Consider the following 24,396-nt stretch of genomic DNA (forward strand, 5'->3'; position numbering starts at 1 on the left):
TATTACAACTTTAATTGACACCAAACCAGGTTTATACTAACATGGGTTCTGATTTTGCATTCGAATTACGGAAACGTTTCACCAACCGATTTTACTCAGGTTTCACCTGATATTAGGGAGGTTAATATGTCTGAGCAACTCAAAGGTTTCATTCATACGATTACGGAGCAACAATTGAACGTTTTTTCCATTCGTATATTACAAAAAGGGCATCTGCTTGCCCATTGGGACCGGGATAAGGATCAGCGCAGGGTACAACATTCCATCAGTAAATCCTTCACATGTATGGCCGTTGGTCTTGCGCTTGAAGAAGGTCTGATACATCTGGATGCGACACTTGGTGATTATTTCTCTTATGATCATGTACCCGTTGCACAACGCAATCTCCCATCGCCGCAAGAATTGAGACTACGTGATCTTCTCCGAATGTCTTCGGGCCATGACTCTCCCCCTCTTTGGGCTGATGAACGAGCTTCATTGACCGAAAAGGACTGGGCGAAATATTACATGTCGCTGCCTCTGGACCGGGTACCTGGAGAACAATTTACCTATAGCAGTGGGGATACATTTATGATCTCAGCCATGCTACAGGCTGCTACCGGCCAAACCGTGAAAGATTACCTGACTCCACAGTTATTTGATCCACTTGGCATTCATGATGTAGAGTGGGAAACCTCTCCATTGGGGGTAACACTCGGCTGTGCAGGTCTTTGGATAAGCAATGAGGAACTGAGTCGATTTGGACAGTTACTGCTGCAGGAGGGGCTTTGGGAAGGCACACAGCTTGTACCTGCGGATTGGATCAGACAGGCTACGTCCCAGCAGATCGAAACGACTGGAGACGGTGATTGGGGAAAAGGTTACGGGTATCAGTTCTGGATGTGTTCCCATGATGCTTACCGCGCCGATGGTGCCTATGGTCAGTTGTGTATCGTAATTCCCTCAAAGGAAGCTGTCATATGTATTAATAGTGAGGAAGAAAATATGCAAGGCATCCTGAACGCTGTATGGAATGAGGTTTTACCCCTTTACACCCAGCGTTAGTATACGTATTTTATCTTTTTTTTCAAATTGCAATTATGCCATTCAATTGAGAATAAAACAAAAAAAAACGCCACGGGGTCAATGGACCCCATGACGTTATTTCTTATCCGTGTTGTGGAAGCTGAGTCATTTCATCTAAACATTGTGCGCATATGTAACGCTCTTTGAACTCGTTGACTTCCTCGATGGATCCGCAGAAAATACATTTTGGACGATATCTCTCCAAGATAATATGGTCCCCTTGTACTAAGATTTCTACAGGATCTCCCTCATTCATTTGATACCTTTTACGCAAAGATTTAGGCAATACGATCCTACCTAATTGGTCAACTTTGCGAACTACTCCAGCTGGCTTCATAGCTACGGCACACCTCTCCTATCTTACTCTAAATTTCTAGGTACATTTGTACTATGTTTATAGATTCGCCAAGATTTTGTCGAATCCTGCTGGAAATAAACATTTTTTGTCCTTTTTTTTGAAAAATGTTTTTTTACCGAATTCTAGCCGTCATTTATAACCTGAATTTATCCTTCTAACCCCGGGAAATTGAGTTGACGCAACGCTTCATATACAATAATTGCTGCCGAATTGGACAGATTTAATGATCTAACGTCACCAGTCATTGGCATTTTCATACATGTATCGGGATTCGCGGCAATTAATTCAGGTGGCAGGCCTTTAGTCTCTTTACCAAAAACGAGGAAATCTCCATCCTGAAAATTAAAATCACTGTATCGGTTCTTGGCCTTCGTAGTTGCGTAGAAGAAACGACCTTCGGAATATTTTTCCTGAACCTCAGCAAATGAGTCGTGGTATTCAATATGAACGGCATGCCAGTAGTCCAGCCCTGCACGTTTCAATGTAGCATCATCTGTTCGAAATCCAAGTGGGCGTACGAGATGCAGATGGGTCCCGGTTGCCGCACAAGTACGCGAAATATTGCCTGTGTTCGCCGGAATTTCTGGTTCAACCAGAACGATGTGTAAAGCCATATGTGTTCAATCTCCTTTTCATTTCATGTTGACGACAACCCTCTAATCTTAAAGAAAAGCCTTCCACACGTCAATGTGGAAGGCTCTGGTAAGGCACAGGATTAGACACAAAGGTCCATTACACCGTACCTATACTTAATTATCCATTTGTCTTCTGGAAGTGGCTCATGAAGTCTGTCAGTGCCTTAACACTCTCATAAGGAGCAGCATTATAAATGGAGGCACGGAGACCACCCACACTGCGATGTCCTTTCAGACCTACAAATCCTTCTTCCTCCGAAGCCTTGATGAACTTTTTCTCCAGTTCTTCAGAAGCAAGACGGAAGGTTACATTCATGAGGGAACGATCTTCTTGTTCAACACAACCACGGTAGAAATCACCGGAAGCATCAATTGTGTTATAGAGCAATTCCGCTTTTTTCGTATTTTTCTGCTCAATCCCAGCCAATCCGCCCTGTTCTTCAATCCATTTCAATACTTCATTCACCATATATACCGAGAAGGATGGCGGCGTATTGTACAGGGAGTTGTTATCTACATGTGTGCTGTAACGAAGCATGGTTGGAATCGTTTTAGGCGATTCGCTCACCAGTTCCTCACGAGCAATGACAACCGTAATTCCGGATGGACCCAGGTTCTTCTGTGCACCTGCGTAGATCATGCCAAACTGATTAAGATCAAATGGTTTACAGAAAATATCACTCGACATGTCCGCGATCAGAGGTACTGAACCGGTATCCGGGAACGACTTGAATTGCGTACCTTCAATCGTTTCGTTGGAAGTCAGATGTACATAAGCCGTACGTTCTGGCAAACTCAGATTCGAAACATCCGGCAATTTCATGAACTTCTCTGCTTCTGAAGATGCAGCAACATGTGTCTCGCCGATCAACTTCGCCTCAGACAGAGCCTTTTTGGCCCAGCTGCCAGTCATTACGTAACTTGCAGTCTGCCCTGCACCGAGCAGGTTCATTGGCAACATCGCGAACTGAGTGCTTGCACCGCCCTGCAGAAAGAGAACCTTGTAACCTTTTGGATTGCCTAGAAGCGACAACAACCGCTCCTGAGCTTCATTATGTACAGACTCATACACCGCTCCACGGTGAGACATCTCCATAATCGACATGCCTGTATTACGAAAATCTACAAATTCCGCCTGTGCACGCTCCAGTACCTCAAGTGGTAACGCCGCAGGTCCTGCATTAAAGTTATACGCTCTTTTTGTCACAAAATCCCCCGCCCTTTCCATCCGTAACTCTGACATACTAAGTGAATATTATCGCTATGATATCAGTATTCTCTATCTGCTTCAAGGGCAATATGCACTGAAGTGTTGAATTCAGGTCATCAAATTCCTTTATCACCCTGCAAAGTTAAAGCACTACATTGTTTAATTCAAGGAAAAGCCTCCGAGAGCGTGTCCCGGAGGCTTTAAGTTGGAACAAGAACTGTTCCGACCCCGACCGATTAGCAGTCGAAGTAGAGGCTGTACTCGTGCGGATGAATGCGGATCGCTACTGCTTTCGCTTCATCACGTTTGAGGTTGATGTAGTTTTCAATGAATTCTTTTGTGAATACGCCGCCTTCAGTCAAGAACTCGTTATCAGCTGCCAATGCATCAAGTGCTTCTTCGAGGGAAGCTGGCACACTGCGGATGTTTTCTTTATCTGCATCAGACAGGTCATAGATGTTTTTGTCGAGCGGACCATATCCAAGCTCAGTTGGGTTGATTTTGCGTTTGATTCCATCCAGACCCGCCATCAACATTGCGGAGAATGCCAAGTATGGGTTAGCTGTGGAGTCTGGTGTACGGAACTCGATACGACAACCTTTTGGTGTCACAGCTGCAACCGGAATACGAACTGCTGCGGAACGGTTACCTTTGGAGTAAACCAAGTTAACTGGTGCTTCGTAACCAGGTACAAGACGTTTGAACGAGTTTGTACTAGGGTTAGTCAAAGCGATCAGTGCCGGAGCATGGTACAGAATACCTCCGATGTAGTGCAGAGCCATTTCACTCAGGTTAGCATATCCCGCTTTGTCATAGAACAATGGGGAATCGCCATCAAAGATGGATTGGTGAACGTGCATTCCGCTACCATTATCACCGAACAATGGTTTTGGCATGAATGTTGCTACTTTACCATATTGACGTGCAGTGTTATGCACGATGTATTTGTATGCAAGCAGGTTATCTGCTGTTTTCTTCAGTGTATCAAAACGGAAGTTGATTTCGGCTTGACCCGCTGTCGCCACTTCATGGTGATGACGCTCGATCGACAGGCCCGCTTCTTCCAAAAGGCGACACATTTCGCTACGAATATCTTGTTGTGTATCCACTGGCGCTACTGGAACATATCCACCTTTAGTGCGTACTTTGAAACCCAGGTTTCCGCCTTCTTCTTTGCGGTTCGTGTTCCACGAAGCTTCTTCGGAATCTACATAGTAGGAAGAGCTGTTCGTGCCGCTCTCATAACGTACATCGTCGAAGATGAAGAACTCGGATTCAGGTGCGAAGAATGCCGCTGTACCTACACCGCTCTCTTGCAAATAAGCTTCTGCTTTAACAGCGATGCTACGTGGGTCACGCTCATAACGCTCGCCATCCGGAGTGAAGATATCACACATAACATTCAATGTAGGGTGTGCAGTGAACGGATCGACATAAGTCGCTTCAGGGTCTGGCATCATAACCATATCGGACTCTTCAATTCCGCGGAAACCTTGGATAGAAGAACCGTCAAAAGCTACTCCATTTACGAACGTGTCTGCATCAACAGCCGAAGCTGGCAACGAGATGTGATGTGCACGACCAGCTAAATCTACAAAACGAAAATCTACCCACTCGATGTTGTTCTCTTGAATTGATTTCAATACGTTTTCAACCGACATGTATTCGTCCTCCCAAATATTCCGAACATTAAACAACCCCACTAAGAAAATGTCTAAATTCGAATTTTTTTCTGTCGTCATTATAAATTTTAAAACATGACATCGTCAATACTTATGTAAGGTATTTTTTGAAGGTATGTTAGATATACTCACATTTTATAAATAACCTAAATTCATATAACAACTAGATTTATATATATTTAACTGGTTTAATGCGGTAAAGCGACCCCTTTTTTATCCTAAATCATGGGAAAAACTTCACATCATAAATGTTTCTTATCACCATTGATTAATAAATACGTTCAAAACTGCAAAATATGCAAAAAACCGAGCATCTATCTGATTCCGTTGCAATGAACGAGACCAGAGGAGATGCCCGGATGATGATCCAGACCTTGATTATAAATCTTATTATACGCCTACACGTGCCGGGAAAAATTCTGCTGGTTGTTTGGCTGTGCTGAATGATTTACCCACGATAGGTGCCAATTTCTCCAGATCCTGCAACAGGTTGGCGAATTGGTCAGGGAACAAGGACTGCACACCATCTCCTGTCATGGAATTATCCGGATCGGTATGCATTTCAATGATCAGGCCATTGGCACCCGCAGCAACGGAAGCTTTAGTCATCGGTTCCACCAGTTCACGTCGTCCAGTACCATGGCTCGGGTCAGAAATAACCGGCAAATGGCTCAGAGACTGCAGAACAGGGATCGCTGACAGATCCAGCGTATTCCGTGTGTAGGATTCAAATGTACGAATACCACGCTCACACAGCATAACATTTGGGTTTCCACCCGCAAGAATGTATTCAGCCGCGTTCAACAATTCATCGTATGTCGCACTGAAGCCACGTTTCAATAATACCGGTTTGCCACACTCGCCCAATTTGCGGAGCAAGTCAAAGTTCTGCATGTTACGTGTACCTACTTGCAGAATATCTGCGTACTCGGCGCAAATATCCACATACTCAGGTGTCATGACTTCTGTAATGGTCAGCAGATCATGTTTCTTGCCTGCTTCCGCCATCATGATCAATCCCTCTACGCCCGTTCCCTGAAAGCTGTAAGGACCCGTACGAGGCTTGAATGCACCTCCACGTAACACTTGCCCGCCCGCAGCTTTCACAAGCCCGGCAATCTCATCAATCTGTGCAGCGGATTCAACCGCACATGGTCCGCCCATGACAACAAGTTCTTTTCCGCCGATATCTACACCTTTGATGGAGATCACCGTATCTTCCGGATGGAAGTCGCGGCTTGCCAATTTGTAGGACTTCGAGATTTTAACGACATTCTCGACACCTTTCATTTGGCGAAGATGCTCTTGCATTTTAGGTTCAACTTTGCCAATCAAACCAATGATAGTACGATCCTCTCCGCGGGATACATGTGCCTGTAACCCTTCCTTTTCAATCACACTAACGATATCTTGAATTTGGTCCTCCGAGGTAGCTTTGCCTGCAATTACGATCATGAATTGTCCCATCCTTCCTTGTATAAGAGCACTCGTCTATTTCGTGCATCTGATTGTCCTGTGGTCAGTATCTCAAAAATCCTGTCGTGCTTAAACGCTTGTTCGCTTGTTCGCTTTTAAGCTTTTAATCACTAAAGTGAATATAACAATGAAGTATACTCTTGTCAAGTCCTCCTTTATAAGACTATAGATCATTAGCATCATTGTATGCCTGCGTGAGATAAATGAAGAGATCTAGCTCGTTCTCAGACTGACGCATCCTAAGTCAATGGATTTAGTTTCACTGCTTCCTTCATCAACCAGTCGTACAAACTACCTTGAATACAGTCTTTACTGTAGTGAGGGTTATATTTGATTTAATTCGGAAAAGAGTTCTTCATCATAGCTTTCAAAGTAATACAGATAGTATATATTTCATTTACGTAATATTAATAGTAATATTCGTAAATTATTCATTCTTATTTGGGGCCCTTTCATCCTACAAACTTGTTTCTCACAGAAAGCATAAAAAAACCGACTATTATAGTAACAATAACGAGCTTGTATTGGTTTTATGGATACACCAAGTTAATAGAAGCCTGCTGAATGGTGCTCAGGATACTCAGCGTGTAGTAGACTTTTAAACATAGAATGCTTTAAATTACTAAAATAAAATTAATCATTGTAAATAAAGTATTATTGTAAGCATTTACATTTACGAAAGGTGGTTGTAGTCAATTTATTAAAAATTAAGGGAGTTGAACAAAGCATGCATAAGGTACGAACAATAATTTTATCTTTTTTATTTATATTTTCAATGTCAGGCTCAATGATGGTTTCTGCAGAATCCAATGAAAACAAATTAGCCCCCCCTAAAATCGAGACTACATCAAATTCAATTATTATGACTTTTAATGACATTCATGGTGTGGTAACTCTAGAAGATTTAGACCAGGGTAATGAAATAGTATATCAAGGTGTAGATAAAGAAATTACCTTGAATAATTTGGATCCTAATACATTGTATCGTTTCAAAATTAGCTTAGACAGTGAAAAAGAAGGAAATGTAATGTATGTATCGACAGAGACAGATAATAACCCTTTTAAGGCTTTAACAAACAGTGACGAATCTGAAACTAAAATTAAATCAAATGCAATAGTTACTCAAGAAAAAGTAATTCTTTCGTGGGACAATGTTCCTGGAGTAAGTAAATACACTATATTAAAAAATGGAGACCTGTTGTCTGAAACTCAGAAAAATAATTTTGTAGATCAAATTGACAGTAACCAAGTTTATAGCACATACGAAATACAGTTTGATATCCCTCTTACTTCCAGTGAAAAAGATGAAATCAAACAATTCTATGCCAACAAAAACATGGATTTAGGCAGTGAAGAGTTAGAGCGTCTTTCCAAAAAACCTTATAGTATAATAAAAGTTATTGACTCATCGATCTTAAATCCTACTCTATCTTTAGCAGCAGTTAATAACTCTTTTAAATGGACATATAAGACTTTTATACCCATGGATTATGCAGAAGATCCCTGGTATAACGCAGCTACTTGGGGAAAGAATATAAAATTCTTTAAAGGTGACAATCGTGGGTTTAGTTCTAGTGCAGAAACTTATAGAACAAAAACTGTAGGAGATACTATATTTTACACAGATTCAACTACAGCTTCAGAAGCATTTTATAAGGATGTCTCTGCTACTCACGCTTTAGACAAAGATAAAAAGCTTGTCAGTACAAAAACCGACTCCGGACAACATATCAACAGAATCGTTAACAGCAAAACCTCTTCAAAAACAGATGTAACTGTATTTCACAAGTCTGGAAATCCATACGCAGTCTCTGGAAATGAGATAGACTATCAAATGAGAGTTATAACCCAAAAAGGGGGCTCTTATAGTTTTGCAGGCACTCATGACCGTGCTCCTGCTCATGAATTATATGTCAGACTGAGTAATGGAACTACCCTTACTATTTTCAATCACCCACATGAAGGCTTTGAATATCTAGGAGCACCGAGTACGTTGGCTAGGAATTTCAATATTTCAAATTAGTTTTTTAGCGCCTGTTATTATTTAACAGGCGCTGTTATATTAAGTATAACCTTTTTATCGAAGGAGGTGAAAAATTTTGAGTAAAGTAATTAGTGCTTTTGTAACTGCTCTAATAGGTTCAATTATTTTCACATTTTTTAATATGATGAACAGGAATACTGAAACCACCCTATATTATACTGGTGTCTCATTATTTATGACAGGTTTTGTAGTCTTATTTATCTTGTTTTTATTTATTGCAACACCAATATCTCTTTTTTTAGACAAAAAACTTAAACAATATACTTTCCTAACAAAATCCCTTTTGTATTTTGTCACTGGAATAGCTTTTGGAGCATTATTTTTAATTTTCAATCCCTCCAACAATTTAGCAGGAATATTGAATTTATTGTTAGTTTCTGGTTGTTCCAATTTAATTTTTTTTCTTTTTTCTCATCTAATTAACTCTATATTGATATCATTTAAAAAATTGAAATAATCAAAAGAAGCTGGAATCGAGAATAGACTCGAAACCAGCTTGTTTAAATGATGCTTCCCTCTTTTTTATAACTATAAAACTCAAATATTACGTGTCTTCTCTCGAACCGGAGGTAACAGCTTGCTCATATTAACAGTACGTTTGATTTCCCACGTCTCCGGCTGATCATGCTCGTATTGCTCCAGATATTGAATAACTTCCTTGGTAATTGGTGTTGGTGTTGAAGCGCCTGACGTCACAGCCACTTTCTGCACACCTTTTAACCAGTCTTGTTGAATTTCAGATACGTCCGATACACGGTAGGCCGTAACACCCGCAATCTCCTCCGACACTTGTGCCAGACGGTTAGAGTTATTGCTGCGAGGATCACCCACCACGATAACCAGGTCTGCTTGACCTGCCTGTTCCGCGACAGCTTCCTGACGAACCTGAGTTGCAAGGCAAATCTCATTATGAATCTCTGCCCCTGGAAACTTCTCCAGCAGACGGCTCATAATGTGTTTGATATCCCACTGGCTCATCGTTGTCTGATTTGTAATAAGGATTTTGCCTGGAGATACGTTCAGTTCTTCGATCTCTTCTTCCTTCTCGATCAGGTGAACGAGATCTGGTGCAACACCTACGGCACCTTCTGGTTCAGGGTGATTCCTTTTACCAATATAGATGATCTGATAACCTTCTGCCGTCTTCTCCCGAATGAGATCATGGGTCTTGGTGACATCAGGGCATGTTGCATCCACTGTTGTCAATCCTTTGTCCCGTGCCAACTTGCGCACTTCAGGAGAGACACCGTGAGCTGTGAAAATAATCGTGCCACTCTCCACTTGGCTCAAAATATCCATCCGGTTCGGACCATCCAATGTAATAATACCTTCATCTTCAAAGGAATCCGTCACATGTTGGTTATGCACAATCATACCCAATATATAAATAGGTCGTGGTAAATCCAGATTGCGTGCCGCTTGACGCGCGAGCACCATCGCATCCACAACGCCGTAACAATATCCCCGCGGCGAAATTCGTAGTACTTCCACTTGGTTGCCACCCGCTTTCTTTCTCGGCAACGTTGCCGATGTAATTGCAGTCCTGTCTATTATACCTTTATTCGATAGGCGGAGCAAAGACAACCGGCAACCAGATAATAAAGGTGGTTCCTTCTCCACGTCTGGTCACAACCTCAACCGATCCATGGTGTTCCTCAATAATCCACTTCGCAATTGAAAGTCCCAGACCTATGCCCGGTGTAGCCCCGCGGGATTCATCTGCCCGATAGAAACGATCAAAGATGAACGGCACTTCGTCCCGATCCATCCCAATACCGGTGTCGCTGATGCGTAGTCCTACCTGACCTTTGTATAATACGGCATCCAGCGTCACAGAGCCTTCAGGTGTGTATTTAAACGCATTTTCGATGAAAATAAACAGCATCTGTTGCAGATAGTCCTTGCTACCGTTCACATAAATGCCGTTCAGGATGGAAAAATCTCCTGGAAGCCAGTCTGCCTGACGATCCAGAAATTGTGCTCTGCGTGCTACTTCCTGTACGAGTATCTGCAGCGGGATCGGATTCAGTTCAATTTTCTGACCCGTATCCGCTCTCGCCAGCGATAACATGTCGCTGATCAGCCTGCTCATACGTTTTCCCTCGTCCGCCATATCTTCAATGGCTTCCAGCGACATTTGTTTGACAGTCTCCTCATCCAGATTCGGTCGGTCGCTTCCTTCCTGATCCCACAGCTTCTTCAAGAAGTCTACGTTCCCGCGAATGGTGGTCAGCGGCGTACGCAGTTCATGCGATGCATCGGATACAAAGCGGCGCTGGGCAGCATTCGTCTCCTCCAAACCACGGAATGACAATTCTGTACGTTCAAGCATATTATTCACCGTTTCAATCAGACGCCCGATCTCATCCTTCGGCCCAGCATATTGAATACGTACACTTAAGTCATCTCCAGATTGAATCTGATTGGCGGCATCAATGACAGTCACGAGCGGACGCATCGACTTGCGAGCCAAGACGAGGCCTGAGGTAATAGCCAATGCCATCGCTACCAGCCAGCCAAAAACCAAAATATTAAGCAACGCTTCCAGCAAGCGCTCCTGTGAACTTACATTCGCACCAACCTGAAGAATCCCACGTACTTCATTGGTTCCCTGAAGAGAAAGGGGAAGCTGATTCACTAGAAACGGTGTACCATCCACATAGATCTTGGATATGCCTCGCTTTTCAAGAATTTCATTGGCTTTTAATACCGGAAACTGAATCTCCAGTTTTTTCATATTGCCCGAAATTATGCCTGAGCGACTCTGATAATCCCAGAGTTGAATGTAAATTTGTGCCTCCTGAAGCTGACTCTCTGTAAATGGGTCCAGATCCAACGACTGTGAAAGAGGATTAACACCAATCTGCTCCGTAATCCGGGTACTCTTCACCTTCAATTGCTGTTCGACTTCCTGATAGGAGTTAAAATACACAAAGGCATAGATTACAACGCCCCAAAAGATAAGAACAGCCGCCAAAATGCCAGAATACCATGCGGTTAGTCTTAACCGGATGGACATATCAGGAGTCACCTCTCAGAATATAGCCGGCTCCCCGGATGGTCTGGATTAGACGCTTGCCACCGTATTCTTCGGTCTTCTGTCTGAGCATGGCAATGTACACTTCAAGCACGTTAGACTCACCGCTGTAATCATAACCCCAGATTTTATCCATAATCAGATCGCGGGACAGTACCCGTCTTGGATTTTGCATGAACAGATTCAACAGTTCGAATTCTTTGGCAGTCAGCTCCAGACGCTGCCCATCTCGCAATACTTCACGTGAGTCATTGTCCAAAATGATATCTTCATACATTAAGCGGTTGTCCGGCGTACCCCCATTATCAGACTTGCGGCGCAGCAATGCGCGGACACGTGCCAATAATTCTTCCAGCGCAAAAGGTTTTACAAGGTAGTCATCGGCTCCCGTGTCCAGTCCGGTCACCCGGCTCTGTACTTCATCCTTGGCCGTCAGCATCAGCACAGGCACTTTGCTGCCTGCTTCTCTCAATCTGCGACATACCTCAAATCCGTCAATCTGCGGCATCATCACATCCAGCACAACGATGTCCGGCTCCTTGTCCATCAGTTTGCTGAGGCCTTCGGCTCCATTGGAAGCCGTCTGTACCTCATATCCTTCAAAAGCCAGCCCCCGGCGGAGCATGGATACAATTTTTTCGTCATCATCCACAATCAAAATAGTTGAGCGCATGGTCTTTCTCCTTTATCCTAACGTTTTATCCCATTGTAACAGGCAGAAGCACAATCTGCATCTTCAAGTAGGCAGTCTCCATTCCGTACTGGTCCATTGTAACCTTGCTCCATCAGGGCAAAAAAAACGGAAGGGCCTTCAAACCCTTCCGTTCTGTTAATCCTTGACCGATATTTATGGTTGCTGCTGTTGTGTACCTGTTGTTTGTGAAGTATCAAAATCATTTTTGTTGCCGATTTTGATTTTCAGATCCATTTTCTTACCGTCACGCACCACGTTTAATGTCACTTCACTGCCGATTTCCTGTTTCTTGATAAAATCAATCAGATCTTGACTTGTGGCGTAAGGGGTACCGTTCGCACCTGTAATGATGTCATATGCACGAAGATCTGCTTGGTAAGCCGGCGATTGGAAGATCGTGCTGGCTACAACTGAACCTTCGGTCACATCTGTTCCCATTTGTTTAGCGACTTCAGGTGTGAGAGCCATCAGAGATGCACCGATAAAGGGTACTGGCTCTTTGGGAACTTCTTTGTTCTCTTTAAGATATTTAACCGCTTCAGAGATGACACTTGATGGGATCGCAAAACCAATCCCTTGTGCGTCTGCGCTTACTGCAACGTTCATACCGATAACTTCCCCGTTCAGATTAAGCAACGGACCACCGGAGTTACCCGGATTAATCGAAGCATCTGTTTGCAGCAAATGGCTGTACTCACGTGTTTTTCCTGTTTCTTCATCTGGAATACTGATTGTACGTTCTTTGGCACTCAGTACACCTGCTGTAACCGTGTGTTCGAATCCTTCAGGGTTACCAATAGCTACAAGCCACTCACCGACTTGAGTACTGTTGGAATCACCCAGTGGAGCTACAGGGAACGCATCTTCACCACTGTTTTTCTCAATTTTCAATACAGCCAAATCCAGATCAAAGCTGCTTCCCAGCAGTTTAGCTTCATAAGGCTTGCTGTTGTTCTCCAGGGTTACCTGGATTACATCTGCACCCTGAACAACGTGTTGATTCGTCAGGATATATCCTTCTTTGTCAAAAATGAACCCGGAACCAATGCCCATAGGCACAAGCTGATTACTGCTTTGTGGTTGCTGGCTTTGGCCTTGATTGCCTTCCGTTCCGCCGCCATTACCAAAGAAGTATTGGTACAGCGGGTCACTTGTATTTGATCCACCCTGACCCAATCCTGTACGTGAGGACTGCTTCGCGAGTGTTTCAATTTTGACGACAGCCGGACTTGTACTTGTTACTACGGAAGACACATCTTCTTTGCCTGTTGGCAGTAACGACGCTGTGACATTGTTGCCTCCGCCTGTGTTTGTGGATACTTCCTGTCCTGAACTTTGATTGTCCGTGTTCGTAAGTGCCGTCTCCGGTGTGAACATGTTTGTTCTGTCAGCGGTGTACATGAGAACGGTGATGACCAGCATACCGGCAATAAAGGAAAATAGAAGTGATCTTACGGAAGAACGTGGCTTGCGGTTATTATAGTTCCAGTTGCCTTTGCCGCCATTCCCTTGATCTCCACCGTTACCTGAGCCGTTTCCGCCGCCTGCTGATCTTTTCGCTTGTTCGGTTGATTCACTATTATAGTAAGTAGGTACGGGTCTCACCGGATCAGGTTTTGTAATCTCTACATTTCCTTCTTCACGTTGATTATTACTTCCCATGTGATTTGCTGTATCTTCCTGATTCACGGACTGAAAAGGTCCATAAGAATAATAATAGGAGGATTCGTCCGTTCCGGAAGAATTGCGGTTCTCCGTTTGTTTGGTTTCGTTTTCCTCGTCTTGACGGTTCGATCTATAGTTGCGTTCGTCCATGCCTCTCTACCTCCCAATCTCTTATTCCCAAGAGATATTCTTTAACTGTCCTTATTTTGTACTTTAAACCTTAACCGTACCTTAAAAACAATTAAAAAGGAGATAAAAGCACGTAAGAATAGACTCTTTTCCCAGTCATGACAGCATTTTACCCTTTCGTTTTCACCCAACCCTGACGATGCGCATAGATGGCCAATTGTGTACGATCGTCCATCTCACATTTCATCAGCAGGTTGCTCACATGTGTTTTGACGGTTTTGATACTGATATGTAATTCTTCTCCAATGTCTTTGTTGGTCTTCCCCTCTGCAATAAGCAGCAGCACTTCCTTCTCCCGTTCAGTCAGACCTGATTCACTCTCTCTCGCTGTACGTTGTCTGATTCCCCGGGTTAATGCCTGCGACACATCACCTGTCATAACAGGCATGCCTCTATAGGCCCCTTGCAGAGCATAGATCAGTTCTTCAGCAGAGACTGTCTTCAGTACATAACTTACCGCACCCGCTTCAATCGCTTGCACAACCAGATCATCCTCCAGGAAACTGGTGAGCATCACAATCTTCATCCCTGGAAATTCAGTCATGATGGCCTTTGTTGCTTCAGCGCCATTCATTACCGGCATCATCAGATCCATCAAGATCAGGTCAGGCATTTCACTATCATTTAACTTACGTAACTGATCAAGTGCATCCTGCCCATGGCCCGCTTCTCCCATCACATGAAAAGTAGGTTCCAGCATCAGATACGTTTTCAACCCCATTCGTACCATGTCATGGTCATCCACAATCATTACGCTTACTTTACCACTCATTGCGTCTCCCCCTCTGGTTCACTCAGGAACGTTCGGGAATTTCGGGATCAATACCCGTACCGTCGTTCCCGCTCCCGGTTTCGATATAATCTGAACTTGCCCCCCAAGCTTCTCCGCCCGTTCACGCATGGTAGATAACCCGTATGAACCCGGACGCTCCGCTTGCTGTAAAAATCCCTGACCATCATCGCTGATGCTCATGCTGATCTGATGTTCACTCTCCCGTATGGACAGACTAACCACTCCAGCCTCTGCATGCTTCACAACATTGGCAACTGCCTCCTGAATAACAAGAAACAGCTGGTGCTCAATGGCATCCGAGATTCCGCCATCCAGTTCCAGCTCTTTCACACCTTTAAGACCATTCTGCCTGCAATAATCAGGAAACCAGCTATCCAGTGCTGCGGTGAGATCACGCCCTTCCAGTTCCACCGGTCGAAGTTGAGCAATCAGTCCTCGCATCTGACGCTGTGCAATATGTGACATCTGAATTAACTGGTCCAGTACTTTACCGCCATGTTCAGGATTCATCTCCAGCAGACGAGGTAAAGACGAAGCCGACATATGCATGGCAAACAACTGCTGGCTAACCGTGTCATGGAGGTCCCTTGCCATTCGTTTGCGCTCTTCAAGCACCGCCCGCTCCGAGGCTTGCTCCTTCTCAATGACTTCCTGCTCACCGAGGCGCTGAAGCAGTCTCATCTTTTTCTCAATCGAATCCATCATGACATTGAACTCCTGATAGACACGACCAAACGAAGCGTCATCCGCTTCAGGCATACGCACCGCCAGATTACCCTTGGACACTTTCAACATGTTGAGATCAAGCAGGTCGATCTTGCGTTGGAGTCGTAAAGCAGCGATATATCCGGTGATAACGGTGGCCAGCACAACAACGGCAACATAGGTCCATGCCCGCTGGCGACCAGCCCCCATCAACACCTCTCCATACAATAGATAGAATCCGCCCAGCGTAATCAGACCGGTTAGCGCAAAATACATCATCAGTTCCCATTTATTGGCCTTGAGAATTGTTCGAATCATGCATTAACCCACCTTATTCACTTTGACGTCTCCGATAAACACACTTACAATAATCCGTACCTTTTTGCTCGCTTCATGGTAATGGGCAGTTTCAGCCTGGGCACTACTCAGGAATCCGCCGCGTTTCTGGTTCAACAGTGACATATCTCCAATGAAGGAATTTGTCGTCACCGTCACACCCAGATCCATATCTTCCGGTACAAATACTTTCACATCCCCAATAAATGAAGAAATGACAATCTTCGTCTCCCCGTAAGGAATCTGTGCCTTGGTCAAATCAATTACAGTATCTCCGATAAAAGCCGAGATGTTCATGGGTTTCAACGAGAACACTTCCTGCCCCATGTACAGATCACCGATGAACGCCGATTTATTAATGGTATTGCCACTGCCATAATCCCCATAACCAGTTCCGTAGCCATCATCATAATGTTCTCCATATCCGGTATCGTTAGAGTTATACGATTGATGTTTCTTCTTATACTGTTGCCCTTGTGATGATGAATCCGTTGATCCTGTGAAATGAGGGTCATGTGCATCGTTCTTCTGTTCCTGTTTTGGTTTGCCAAATGTTTTCTCGAACTGTTCGTCAAACGACGACGGCATCTCCAGATCCTCCGGAGCCAACGGTTTATAAGGTTGCTCAGGTGCTGGAGGTGGCTGCATCTTGTCATGATGTTTCCGATCACGACGTCGTGGCCCAATCAGTACAAACAATCCTCCGCCAATCAGCATAACCGGGATCAGATAACGGATGAACTCACCCATGGAGTAATCAATCCATCCCAGGTTACGGGCAAGAAAGTAACCACCAATCGCCAGTACAATTACCGGTCCAATAAAGGCGTAACCCCCGTTGCGACGAATCTCGGAGATTCCTTTGACCCCCCACCAGATTAGAAATAACGGCCAATATGTTCTGAAAATATATCCTACATCAATGTCATATCCCAATTGTCTGAACAAGATCATCGCACCAATAGCAATAAGAGGTATGCCAACCCACCAGCGGTCACGCGTCGATCGTTTCATCGCTCATGTCTCCTTTGTCTGTATTATGTATCCAGTGTAACTCAGACAAGACAATGAGAACAGCGGCGGCAGATGGAATTCATCTCGGTCTCGAGACTGAGATGGGAGGATATTAATGTAAAAAACTTCGCATATGTAAAACACCCCGGAGCTGCTGCTCCAGGGTGCTGAATCATCATTTGATTAATGAATCTTCAATTATTTTTTGTATTTTGATGCTTTGCCTTGACCTTGGCCAGTTTGGCCTGTGTTTTCTACACCGAACTCGGCATTGTATTTTTCATCAGGTGTTTGGAAATTATCTTGTACTTTGTTTTGAGCGGATTGCTTCACTTTTGCTGCTGCATTCTCTTCTCCAAACTCTGCATTGTACTTCTCGTTTGGCGTTTGGTACCCTTGTCCTTGTGATTTCTTAGCCACAACGAATCACCTCTCTCTTCATATTTACGATACATTGCTGCACCGCGGGGTTCGTCCCCAGTCAATATTATGTGGAGAGAGCACTTCTGTTATTCATGTTCACATGTGAAATTAAATGGCCTTGTCCAGCCAGGAATCCGGTACGGATTTGTACACATCAATCGCATCGGCCAACTCGCTGAGCATCTTCTCTGTACACTTTCCGGCGCCTTGTCTGATCACCTGTACTTCCACATCCTTTTTGCCCCACTCTTTGTACACTTGCTTGGTTGTCGGGAAATACAGATCGATTTTATTGCCTTTGATCGCTGAACCGGTATCTGCAACAATTCCGTATCCATAGCCCGGAATATACAGAATGGAACCCATCGGGAACAATTTTGGATCAGCTGCAATCGTGGAGACCGTTTCTTTATCACGGCGTACTTTGACACCAGAATACGTAATTCCGTATTGAGGATGTTTAGGCCCTTTTCCTGTAGACTCCACTCCTGCCGTATATCCCGTTGCTGTAACCTTTTGTGTACCCAGGATTTGTTCTGAACGCGGAGCAAGCACCGGCATAGACGGGTCCGCCACTTGTTTTTCTGGAAGTTCAGGTCTTGGAATGACCATCGGTTGCGGTGACCACAATAAAGCCATATACACCATGGTCGTCAGCTGGGCCTCATCGCTGTATTGATGGCTAACCTGTTCCGGAAATTCCTGAATAGGCTTGCTCGAAGCTTCAATAATTGGACCTTCAATACCGCTGCTCTGACTCTCGACATGCAGTACCGTACTTTCCTCTTCAAATGTATAGGCATCCGCCTGATTCAGGTTAATCATCATCCCGGCGAATATCACACAGCCAACCAATAAACCCCGTATATGTTTCTTTTGAATTGAGAATTGCTTTTTCATTGTATAACCTCCCCCTCACTGCAAAGGTTTTCCAAAAAGCAATTAATCTATACTTTTTACTGCAAACACTACGAAAAACGCCTGAATAACATAGGTCAATCCCATGTTATCCAGGCGTTATGCAGAGTGATCAGCGCAACTTATGCACTGGTTATCTGATAGATGATCATTTATACTAAACGTGTTGCAATTTCTTCTTTTAATTGAGCGATAATTTCATCGACCGGTTTCATGCCCAGATCGCCTTCTCCACGCTTCCGCACAGATACTGCTTCTGCATTACGCTCATTCTCACCAACTACAAACATATAAGGCATTTTCTCAAGCTGCGCCTCACGGATTTTATATCCAAGCTTCTCATTCCGCAGATCGGCTTCAGCAGAAATTCCCGCACGTTTCAGCTTCGCTTCGACTTCACGCGCATAATCGTCGAAGTTTCCGGATACCGGGATCACTTTTGCCTGAACCGGAGACAACCACAGCGGGAAAGCTCCTGCAAAGTTCTCCAGCAAGAATGCTGTGAAACGTTCCATTGTACTAATTACACCGCGGTGAATAACGACCGGACGATGTTTCTGTCCGTCATCTCCCACATATTCAAGTTCAAAGCGCTCAGGCAATAGGAAGTCCAGTTGAACTGTAGACAATGTCTCTTCTTTGCCCAGGGCTGTTTTGATCTGTACATCCAGCTTCGGACCGTAGAATGCCGCTTCACCTTCAGCTTCATAGAAAGGAAGATCAAGTTCTTCCACAACTTCACGCAGCATGCGTTGGGACATTTCCCACATCTCGTCGTTCTGGAAGTATTTCTCGGTATCCTGCGGATCACGATAGGACAGACGGAAACGGTATTCGTTAATACCAAAATCCTTGTACACTGTTTGAATCAACTCGATAACACGAGCAAACTCTTCTTTGATCTGATCCGGGCGTGCAAAAATGTGTGAGTCGTTCAGTGTCATTGCACGTACACGGTGCAGACCTGTTAATGCCCCCGACATTTCATAACGGTGCATCATGCCAAGCTCCGCAATACGGATTGGCAGATCACGGTAGCTGTGCATGCTGGACTTGTATACCATCATATGGTGAGGACAGTTCATTGGACGCAGAACGAGTTCCTCGTTATCCATAACCATTTTCGGGAACATATCTTCCTGGTAGTGCTCCCAGTGTCCAGATGTTTTGTACAATTCCACGTTACCCAGAACCGGTGTGTATACATGCTGGTATCCCAGGCTTTCTTCCAGATCAACAATATAACGCTCCAGAGTACGGCGCAGCTTCGCACCGTTAGGCAACCAGATTGGCAGGCCTTGACCGACCAGTTGGGAGAATGTGAACATTTCCAGCTCTTTACCCAACTTGCGGTGATCCCGTTTTTTAGCTTCTTCGAGGAAGTGCAAATGCTCGTCCAGCTGTGCTTTTTTCACAAAAGCCGTACCATAGATACGTTGAAGCATTTTGTTTTTGCTATCTCCACGCCAGTAAGCACCCGCGACATTCATCAGTTTGAACACTTTGATTTTGCTAGTTGATGGTACGTGAGGGCCACGACACAAGTCGAAGAATTCACCTTGCTCATAAATCGTAATCACGCTGTCCGCTGGCAAATCACGAATCAACTCAAGTTTGTAAGGATCGCCCACTTCTTCAAACGTTTTGATCGCGTCCTCGCGGCTAACTTCCTTACGTACAATTGGCAAGTTCTCATTCACAATACGTTCCATTTCCTTCTCGATCTTTTGCAGATCTTCAGGATTGAGCGCATGTTCGAGGTCCATATCATAGTAGAAACCATCTTCAATGACAGGGCCGATACCGAGGCGTACCTCTTTGTTACCATATAAACGTTTCACTGCTTGAGCCATCAAGTGAGCTGTACTATGACGCATCACTTCAAGTCCTTCTGGTGAATCCAGCGTTACGATCTCCACCAATGCTCCCTCATGAAGTGTTGTGGACAAGTCCACCACGATACCATCCAGCTTGCCGGCTACGGCATTTTTGCGCAATCCACTGCTAATCGAAGCGGCTACGTCCTCAATGCTGCTGCCATCCGCGTACTCACGCACCGAACCATCCGGTAATTTAATGTTAACTGCCATTTGTCTCATTCCTCCTGTTAATGTAACCTTCATGTCCAGATATTTATGGACTGATTATCTATTGCTATTCCAGTCATTTTGCAAAGGAACGCAAAAAACACCCGTCCCGGCAAAGGGACGAGTGATATATACTCGTGGTTCCACCCTAATTCAGCTGATTCATCCATATTCGGAAATACAGCCCTCATTGGCATGACGATAACGGGCATGACCCGGCAGATCCTTACTCGCGGACGGATAATCCCCAATAAAGGCGATACTCTAACTCCACTTTCAAAATTGCAGCTACAAAGGGGTAAACCATACGTGATATCCGGAGGAAATTCCAGCCTAGGTTCCTCTCTCTGCACCGATCTTGCGTGTGGTTGTTGTCTTTGTCAACGCTTTTGGTTCAATGGTTCAAATGAAAAATTCATGGATCAACAGTTATTATAATTGCCGAGATCACTTGCGTCAAGACCTGTCAACAATCCTGAGCGCAACACTTCGCATTCTGGGCAATGATGACATATTTGCACTTTGTCTTCAAAGATCTGGCATATGGTCGAGATGATTGGCAGATCCGGGGTGCGTGTATGGAGCATGACCTTCTCAGGAGAGATCGAGATGAGTGTACTTACAATCATATCTTCAATATCCATCTCCAGTTCCAGACCCGGCATTTCTACAACAACCTGTTCATCCTTCTGCACGGGTAACAGATTAAGTCCAGCATCCAGGACCTGAAATTCATGCATTCCCTTGTGTACAAGATGAATTAGTGGTACTTTGGCTTCTTGAAAAAACACAAAATATTTTAACAGCCCCATAAACTCTTCATATTGCCGATCCATCCAGAACTCATCGAGCGCATACTCTACTAATTCCTGAAGTTCCTGCTTATATGGCCGTATACGGAAATTGATAATACCTTCAAGGTGAAAAAAGTGAACATCCTCCAGATCCTGCCGTAGTCCACTGGCTAACGTAGTACGGCGGCGCTCCCGAAGTCCGGGCTGATCCAGATCACCATTTAATAGAAGTGGCATACAGATTCGATTAACCTTCTCCACCTCATGCTCATCCATGACAGAACATGCCTTGGCGATCATATCCTCCACCATGCTTCGTTCTTGTGTCTCCATAATGAAGTCGGCGAGTCCAAGGGAGAGCAGATCACTGATCCGGGGAAGCCATTGCTGGAAGTCTTCGTGATTCTCATTCCCTCTGCACACCCAGGTTGCTCTTCCATCATTATGTTTGAAGGTGAGCCGAAATCCTCTTTTACTTATATGTAAACCTTTGGTCTTTTCCTTAACACAACGATAAAATTGATCCGCTTCCTCTTGCCCCGATACATCGGTCCATACAGCAAACAGTTCCACAAGAATCACTCCTTTCCTTCCTGTTCAAAGTATATGGCAAGGCTGATGGGGATATACGAAGCGGATTGATGGAAAGCGTGTCATGATTTCTCAGTATATTATGAAGAGGTTTGGAGTTAAGACAAAAATGTGTTATTATTTTAATAACAGTATGTTTCACGGAAAAGGAGGGAAGCCAAAATGAGACAACAACCTAGAATACTCCACTACACGATCATTATCATTTTGTGCGTTTTCCAAGCCTTGTGCTTCCCTATACCAATGCAGACCGAATCTGCCGTTGGGGTATCTGTAGAAGCAACTTCCAACAAGGAAGTGCTGTTGCAAATATCCGAATCCCAGCAGAAACCTGTCATTCGCAAATATCCACAAGTCATGTCCAAGCTGATTGCGGTTACGCATAATAAGCCTGTCTTTCTTGTCCTCGCATTGGTATTGATGCTGCGAATCCCTACAACGGGTCTGTCCTTTAAACCGTGGTATTGTCTGTTTAAACGCAGATTATTTCTGCTACCTATTAAGTTTACCAGCATGTATGTATCCCTCACCCCTATAGCACCAAAATACGTGAACGCTCTTCACTAGCCGTTACGACGTATTACAGGTTGCTTTTGCATGGAGACACCTCTGTATTTATAAGACGGTGTGCTTGTGCATAACTTATAACCCTTTTGGCACACGTTAGCTAAACCAATGTTATGACAGTACCTATTTTTGTTGTACCCACACCGACAAATTCAAATCATATGGCTGTGTCAGGAATTTCTGGCTCTGTTTACCCGCATCTTTTGATGTTCCTTTGAGCAGCAGATTAATCATTTTCGGGAAATAAGCCTGTCTTCTGTGGCCAGCCCCTAATATAAGGAGGCAACAATCCATGGATGTACGCGAAACAGACTTGCCGGGAATTGGCAAAAAATTTCAAATTGAAACAAGCAGCGGTGATAAAATTGTCATTATTATTCACGATGACGGTCGCCGGGAAATGTACCACTTCGAGTATGATGATCCCGATCAAAGCATCTCGATGATCACGCTTGACGATTACGAAGCACGACAGATTGCTGCTATTGTTGGCGGATTAACTTACAAACCAAAGCAGCTTGAAAATATTGAAGTAACGTTTGACGACCTGATTATCGAGTGGTACAAAATCGAACCATCTTTTGGAAGTATCGGTAAATCCATCGGTGAATTGGACGTACGTCAGAACTCTGGGGCAACGGTTATCGCCGTTGTAGAGAAAAATCACAAAAAACATATCAGCCCAGGTCCGGAGGTAGTTATCAGTGCAGAATCCACGGTGGTAGCCGTTGGCGAACGCAATCAGCAGAAACTGTTTAAATCACTCCTCCTGACTGGAAGGGGGTAAATAGATGGATCATTTGATATTCGAAGTAGGTCTGGCCCTTGTGCTCATTGCAGCAGCCGGCCTTTTATCGGCAAAATTAAGATTTTCGGTTGTTCCATTTTATATTCTGATCGGGATGGCCGTTGGGCCACATGCCATGAAAATATGGCATCTGGACTTCCGCTTTATTGAGAGTCAGCCTTTTATTGAATTTATGGGTCGGATCGGTATCCTGTTCCTTCTCTTCTACCTTGGACTTGAATTCTCGGTAGGTCGTTTAATTAAATCGGGTCGCTCTATTGCAGTTGGCGGCTCGATCTACATCGGCATTAACTTTACGCTGGGATTAATATTCGGTTTTGTGTCCGGTTTCCCAGTTGCAGAAGCACTTATTATCGCAGGTATAACTACCATCTCTTCCAGTGCCATTGTGGCCAAGGTACTCGTCGATTTGAAACGAACGGCCAACCCGGAAACAGAGATGATATTGGGTATTATTATGTTCGAAGATGTGTTCCTCGCTGTATATATCTCGATCTTGTCCGGACTTGTGCTTAGTGATTCATCCTCCATCGGAGGCGTCATCATGTCCGCACTTATTGCCCTCGGATTCATGCTTATCGTGATTATCCTTGGACGCAAAGCAACACCGCTACTAAACAAATTGCTTAAAATTCGATCGAATGAACTCTTCTCTCTCGTTGTATTTGGAGCCTTGTTCCTGGTAGCTGGTTTCTCTGAAACCATTCATGTTGCCGAAGCGATTGGTGCGTTACTAGTTGGTCTGGTGCTTGCTGAAACAGAACACGCGAAGCGGATTGAACACTTGATTCTACCGTTCCGTGACTTCTTCGGAGCCATCTTCTTCTTCAGCTTTGGATTGTCCATTGATCCTTTGTCCCTGGGTGGCGAAGCCGTATGGTTAGCTCTGATTGCAGTTGTTATTACATTGTTCGGTAACTTCCTGGCCGGTATGTTGGCCGGACGCAGTGCAGGACTATCGCCCAAAGCATCGGCGAATATTGGATTAACCATTGTGTCACGGGGTGAGTTTTCCATCATCTTGGCCAACATGGGTAAAGCCGGTGGACTGTTGCCAATGATTCAACCATTTGCCGCGCTGTATGTCCTAATTCTGGCCATTCTGGGTCCTTTATTAACCAAAGAGTCCAAACATGTATTCCGTTTATTGGATAAAATATTCAAGTTCAAAGATCCTCGGAAAAAGAAAGAAGAGCCAAAGGTTCTGCAGAAAGAAGGATAATCCCTATGTCTGTACAGAACAGACATACTAACGTACTTCGCGGCTCTTACGCCGATCTTTCTGTGACTAACCCAGGGAGAATG

Annotated in this window: 22 protein-coding genes; 6 read left to right on the forward strand and 16 right to left on the reverse strand. The window is 44.4% G+C overall.

All coding sequences use genetic code 11. The features are described from left to right. The first annotated feature begins 126 nt into the window (after nt 1-126). Nucleotides 127-1,044, forward strand: a complete 918-nt coding sequence (locus AC6CIF_RS03430; RefSeq protein WP_498197890.1) for a serine hydrolase domain-containing protein — start codon at nt 127-129, stop codon at nt 1,042-1,044. Between the two features lie 103 nt (nt 1,045-1,147). Here AC6CIF_RS03430 and AC6CIF_RS03435 read toward each other — a convergent pair whose 3' ends face one another. The 5 genes from AC6CIF_RS03435 to aroF form a co-directional block, all read right to left on the reverse strand. Further along, on the reverse strand, nt 1,148-1,402 hold the full coding sequence (locus AC6CIF_RS03435) for an AbrB/MazE/SpoVT family DNA-binding domain-containing protein (RefSeq protein WP_036610032.1): 255 nt from the start codon (nt 1,400-1,402) through the stop codon (nt 1,148-1,150). A gap of 167 nt (nt 1,403-1,569) precedes the next feature. Continuing rightward, the gene (gene trmL, locus AC6CIF_RS03440) at nt 1,570-2,037 is read right to left on the reverse strand and encodes a tRNA (uridine(34)/cytosine(34)/5-carboxymethylaminomethyluridine(34)-2'-O)-methyltransferase TrmL (protein ID WP_211081130.1); all 468 of its coding nucleotides are present in this window, start codon (nt 2,035-2,037) and stop codon (nt 1,570-1,572) included. Nucleotides 2,038-2,176: 139 nt separating this feature from the next. Beyond that, a complete protein-coding gene (gene serC, locus AC6CIF_RS03445) occupies nt 2,177-3,265 on the reverse strand; it encodes a 3-phosphoserine/phosphohydroxythreonine transaminase (protein WP_074094319.1) in 1,089 nt (362 codons plus the stop codon). Nucleotides 3,266-3,504: 239 nt separating this feature from the next. Further along, complete coding sequence (gene glnA / locus AC6CIF_RS03450; protein ID WP_074094318.1) at nt 3,505-4,929, reverse strand: type I glutamate--ammonia ligase; 1,425 nt, start codon at nt 4,927-4,929, stop codon at nt 3,505-3,507. 411 nt (nt 4,930-5,340) lie between these two features. Further along, nucleotides 5,341-6,405 carry a 3-deoxy-7-phosphoheptulonate synthase gene (gene aroF, locus AC6CIF_RS03455; protein ID WP_498197893.1) on the reverse strand — a complete coding sequence of 355 codons (1,065 nt, stop codon included), beginning with the start codon at nt 6,403-6,405 and terminating at the stop codon, nt 5,341-5,343. A gap of 748 nt (nt 6,406-7,153) precedes the next feature. On the opposite strand from aroF, the gene AC6CIF_RS03460 reads away from it, so the two are divergent. Beyond that, nucleotides 7,154-8,449, forward strand: a complete 1,296-nt coding sequence (locus AC6CIF_RS03460) for a DUF3238 domain-containing protein (protein ID WP_498197895.1) — start codon at nt 7,154-7,156, stop codon at nt 8,447-8,449. 76 nt (nt 8,450-8,525) lie between these two features. Continuing rightward, a complete protein-coding gene (locus AC6CIF_RS03465; RefSeq protein WP_498197897.1) occupies nt 8,526-8,927 on the forward strand; it encodes a hypothetical protein in 402 nt (133 codons plus the stop codon). Between the two features lie 80 nt (nt 8,928-9,007). Here AC6CIF_RS03465 and AC6CIF_RS03470 read toward each other — a convergent pair whose 3' ends face one another. The 11 genes from AC6CIF_RS03470 to AC6CIF_RS03520 all read right to left on the reverse strand — a co-directional run bounded on the left by AC6CIF_RS03470 (nt 9,008) and on the right by AC6CIF_RS03520 (nt 21,707). Beyond that, nucleotides 9,008-9,961 (reverse strand): 4-hydroxy-3-methylbut-2-enyl diphosphate reductase, encoded by a 954-nt coding sequence (locus AC6CIF_RS03470; RefSeq protein ID WP_498197899.1) that lies wholly within the window; start codon nt 9,959-9,961, stop codon nt 9,008-9,010. Nucleotides 9,962-10,028: 67 nt separating this feature from the next. Continuing rightward, nucleotides 10,029-11,489, reverse strand: coding sequence for a sensor histidine kinase (locus AC6CIF_RS03475; protein ID WP_498197901.1), 1,461 nt, complete (start codon nt 11,487-11,489; stop codon nt 10,029-10,031). Between the two features lies 1 nt (nt 11,490). Further along, nucleotides 11,491-12,180 carry a response regulator transcription factor gene (locus AC6CIF_RS03480; RefSeq protein WP_076209172.1) on the reverse strand — a complete coding sequence of 230 codons (690 nt, stop codon included), beginning with the start codon at nt 12,178-12,180 and terminating at the stop codon, nt 11,491-11,493. Nucleotides 12,181-12,354: 174 nt separating this feature from the next. Next, nucleotides 12,355-14,016 carry a S1C family serine protease gene (locus AC6CIF_RS03485; protein WP_498197903.1) on the reverse strand — a complete coding sequence of 554 codons (1,662 nt, stop codon included), beginning with the start codon at nt 14,014-14,016 and terminating at the stop codon, nt 12,355-12,357. A 148-nt stretch (nt 14,017-14,164) separates the two neighbouring features. Further along, the gene (locus tag AC6CIF_RS03490) at nt 14,165-14,827 is read right to left on the reverse strand and encodes a response regulator (RefSeq protein WP_498197905.1); all 663 of its coding nucleotides are present in this window, start codon (nt 14,825-14,827) and stop codon (nt 14,165-14,167) included. An 18-nt stretch (nt 14,828-14,845) separates the two neighbouring features. After that, nucleotides 14,846-15,871 (reverse strand): HAMP domain-containing sensor histidine kinase, encoded by a 1,026-nt coding sequence (locus AC6CIF_RS03495; RefSeq protein WP_036669825.1) that lies wholly within the window; start codon nt 15,869-15,871, stop codon nt 14,846-14,848. A 3-nt stretch (nt 15,872-15,874) separates the two neighbouring features. After that, nucleotides 15,875-16,903: a cell wall-active antibiotics response protein LiaF gene (liaF, locus tag AC6CIF_RS03500; protein WP_498197906.1), complete on the reverse strand. Its 1,029-nt coding sequence runs from the start codon at nt 16,901-16,903 to the stop codon at nt 15,875-15,877. A gap of 198 nt (nt 16,904-17,101) precedes the next feature. Continuing rightward, a complete protein-coding gene (locus AC6CIF_RS03505) occupies nt 17,102-17,323 on the reverse strand; it encodes a hypothetical protein (protein WP_076209177.1) in 222 nt (73 codons plus the stop codon). Between the two features lie 111 nt (nt 17,324-17,434). Further along, on the reverse strand, nt 17,435-17,974 hold the full coding sequence (locus AC6CIF_RS03510; RefSeq protein WP_081595013.1) for a 3D domain-containing protein: 540 nt from the start codon (nt 17,972-17,974) through the stop codon (nt 17,435-17,437). Nucleotides 17,975-18,396: 422 nt separating this feature from the next. Further along, nucleotides 18,397-20,334 (reverse strand): threonine--tRNA ligase, encoded by a 1,938-nt coding sequence (gene thrS, locus AC6CIF_RS03515; protein ID WP_036610058.1) that lies wholly within the window; start codon nt 20,332-20,334, stop codon nt 18,397-18,399. A 419-nt stretch (nt 20,335-20,753) separates the two neighbouring features. Continuing rightward, nucleotides 20,754-21,707: a putative sporulation protein YtxC gene (locus AC6CIF_RS03520; protein WP_498197908.1), complete on the reverse strand. Its 954-nt coding sequence runs from the start codon at nt 21,705-21,707 to the stop codon at nt 20,754-20,756. 171 nt (nt 21,708-21,878) lie between these two features. On the opposite strand from AC6CIF_RS03520, the gene AC6CIF_RS03525 reads away from it, so the two are divergent. The 3 genes from AC6CIF_RS03525 to AC6CIF_RS03535 all read left to right on the forward strand — a co-directional run bounded on the left by AC6CIF_RS03525 (nt 21,879) and on the right by AC6CIF_RS03535 (nt 24,313). Then, the gene (locus tag AC6CIF_RS03525; protein ID WP_076209181.1) at nt 21,879-22,283 is read left to right on the forward strand and encodes a hypothetical protein; all 405 of its coding nucleotides are present in this window, start codon (nt 21,879-21,881) and stop codon (nt 22,281-22,283) included. 292 nt (nt 22,284-22,575) lie between these two features. Further along, a complete protein-coding gene (locus tag AC6CIF_RS03530) occupies nt 22,576-23,070 on the forward strand; it encodes a cation:proton antiporter regulatory subunit (RefSeq protein WP_036610059.1) in 495 nt (164 codons plus the stop codon). A gap of 4 nt (nt 23,071-23,074) precedes the next feature. After that, complete coding sequence (locus AC6CIF_RS03535; RefSeq protein WP_091014701.1) at nt 23,075-24,313, forward strand: cation:proton antiporter; 1,239 nt, start codon at nt 23,075-23,077, stop codon at nt 24,311-24,313. Nucleotides 24,314-24,396: the final 83 nt, after the last annotated feature.

This window comes from Paenibacillus sp. GQ49 (assembly GCF_059759055.1).

Excerpts from the sequence above, each read along its gene's own strand:
- AC6CIF_RS03435 (WP_036610032.1), bottom strand. The coding sequence starts at position 1,402 with ATGAAGCCAGCTGGAGTAGTTCGCAAAGTTGACCAATTAGGTAGGATC.
- AC6CIF_RS03535 (WP_091014701.1), top strand. The coding sequence starts at position 23,075 with ATGGATCATTTGATATTCGAAGTAGGTCTGGCCCTTGTGCTCATTGCA.
- AC6CIF_RS03485 (WP_498197903.1), bottom strand. The coding sequence starts at position 14,016 with ATGGACGAACGCAACTATAGATCGAACCGTCAAGACGAGGAAAACGAA.
- AC6CIF_RS03525 (WP_076209181.1), top strand. The coding sequence starts at position 21,879 with ATGAGACAACAACCTAGAATACTCCACTACACGATCATTATCATTTTG.
- AC6CIF_RS03495 (WP_036669825.1), bottom strand. The coding sequence starts at position 15,871 with ATGATTCGAACAATTCTCAAGGCCAATAAATGGGAACTGATGATGTAT.
- glnA (WP_074094318.1), bottom strand. The coding sequence starts at position 4,929 with ATGTCGGTTGAAAACGTATTGAAATCAATTCAAGAGAACAACATCGAG.
- trmL (WP_211081130.1), bottom strand. The coding sequence starts at position 2,037 with ATGGCTTTACACATCGTTCTGGTTGAACCAGAAATTCCGGCGAACACA.
- AC6CIF_RS03530 (WP_036610059.1), top strand. The coding sequence starts at position 22,576 with ATGGATGTACGCGAAACAGACTTGCCGGGAATTGGCAAAAAATTTCAA.
- AC6CIF_RS03430 (WP_498197890.1), top strand. The coding sequence starts at position 127 with ATGTCTGAGCAACTCAAAGGTTTCATTCATACGATTACGGAGCAACAA.
- AC6CIF_RS03510 (WP_081595013.1), bottom strand. The coding sequence starts at position 17,974 with ATGGTGTATATGGCTTTATTGTGGTCACCGCAACCGATGGTCATTCCA.
- liaF (WP_498197906.1), bottom strand. The coding sequence starts at position 16,903 with ATGAAACGATCGACGCGTGACCGCTGGTGGGTTGGCATACCTCTTATT.
- AC6CIF_RS03480 (WP_076209172.1), bottom strand. The coding sequence starts at position 12,180 with ATGCGCTCAACTATTTTGATTGTGGATGATGACGAAAAAATTGTATCC.
- thrS (WP_036610058.1), bottom strand. The coding sequence starts at position 20,334 with ATGGCAGTTAACATTAAATTACCGGATGGTTCGGTGCGTGAGTACGCG.
- AC6CIF_RS03460 (WP_498197895.1), top strand. The coding sequence starts at position 7,154 with ATGCATAAGGTACGAACAATAATTTTATCTTTTTTATTTATATTTTCA.
- AC6CIF_RS03475 (WP_498197901.1), bottom strand. The coding sequence starts at position 11,489 with ATGTCCATCCGGTTAAGACTAACCGCATGGTATTCTGGCATTTTGGCG.
- AC6CIF_RS03490 (WP_498197905.1), bottom strand. The coding sequence starts at position 14,827 with ATGAGTGGTAAAGTAAGCGTAATGATTGTGGATGACCATGACATGGTA.
- aroF (WP_498197893.1), bottom strand. The coding sequence starts at position 6,405 with ATGATCGTAATTGCAGGCAAAGCTACCTCGGAGGACCAAATTCAAGAT.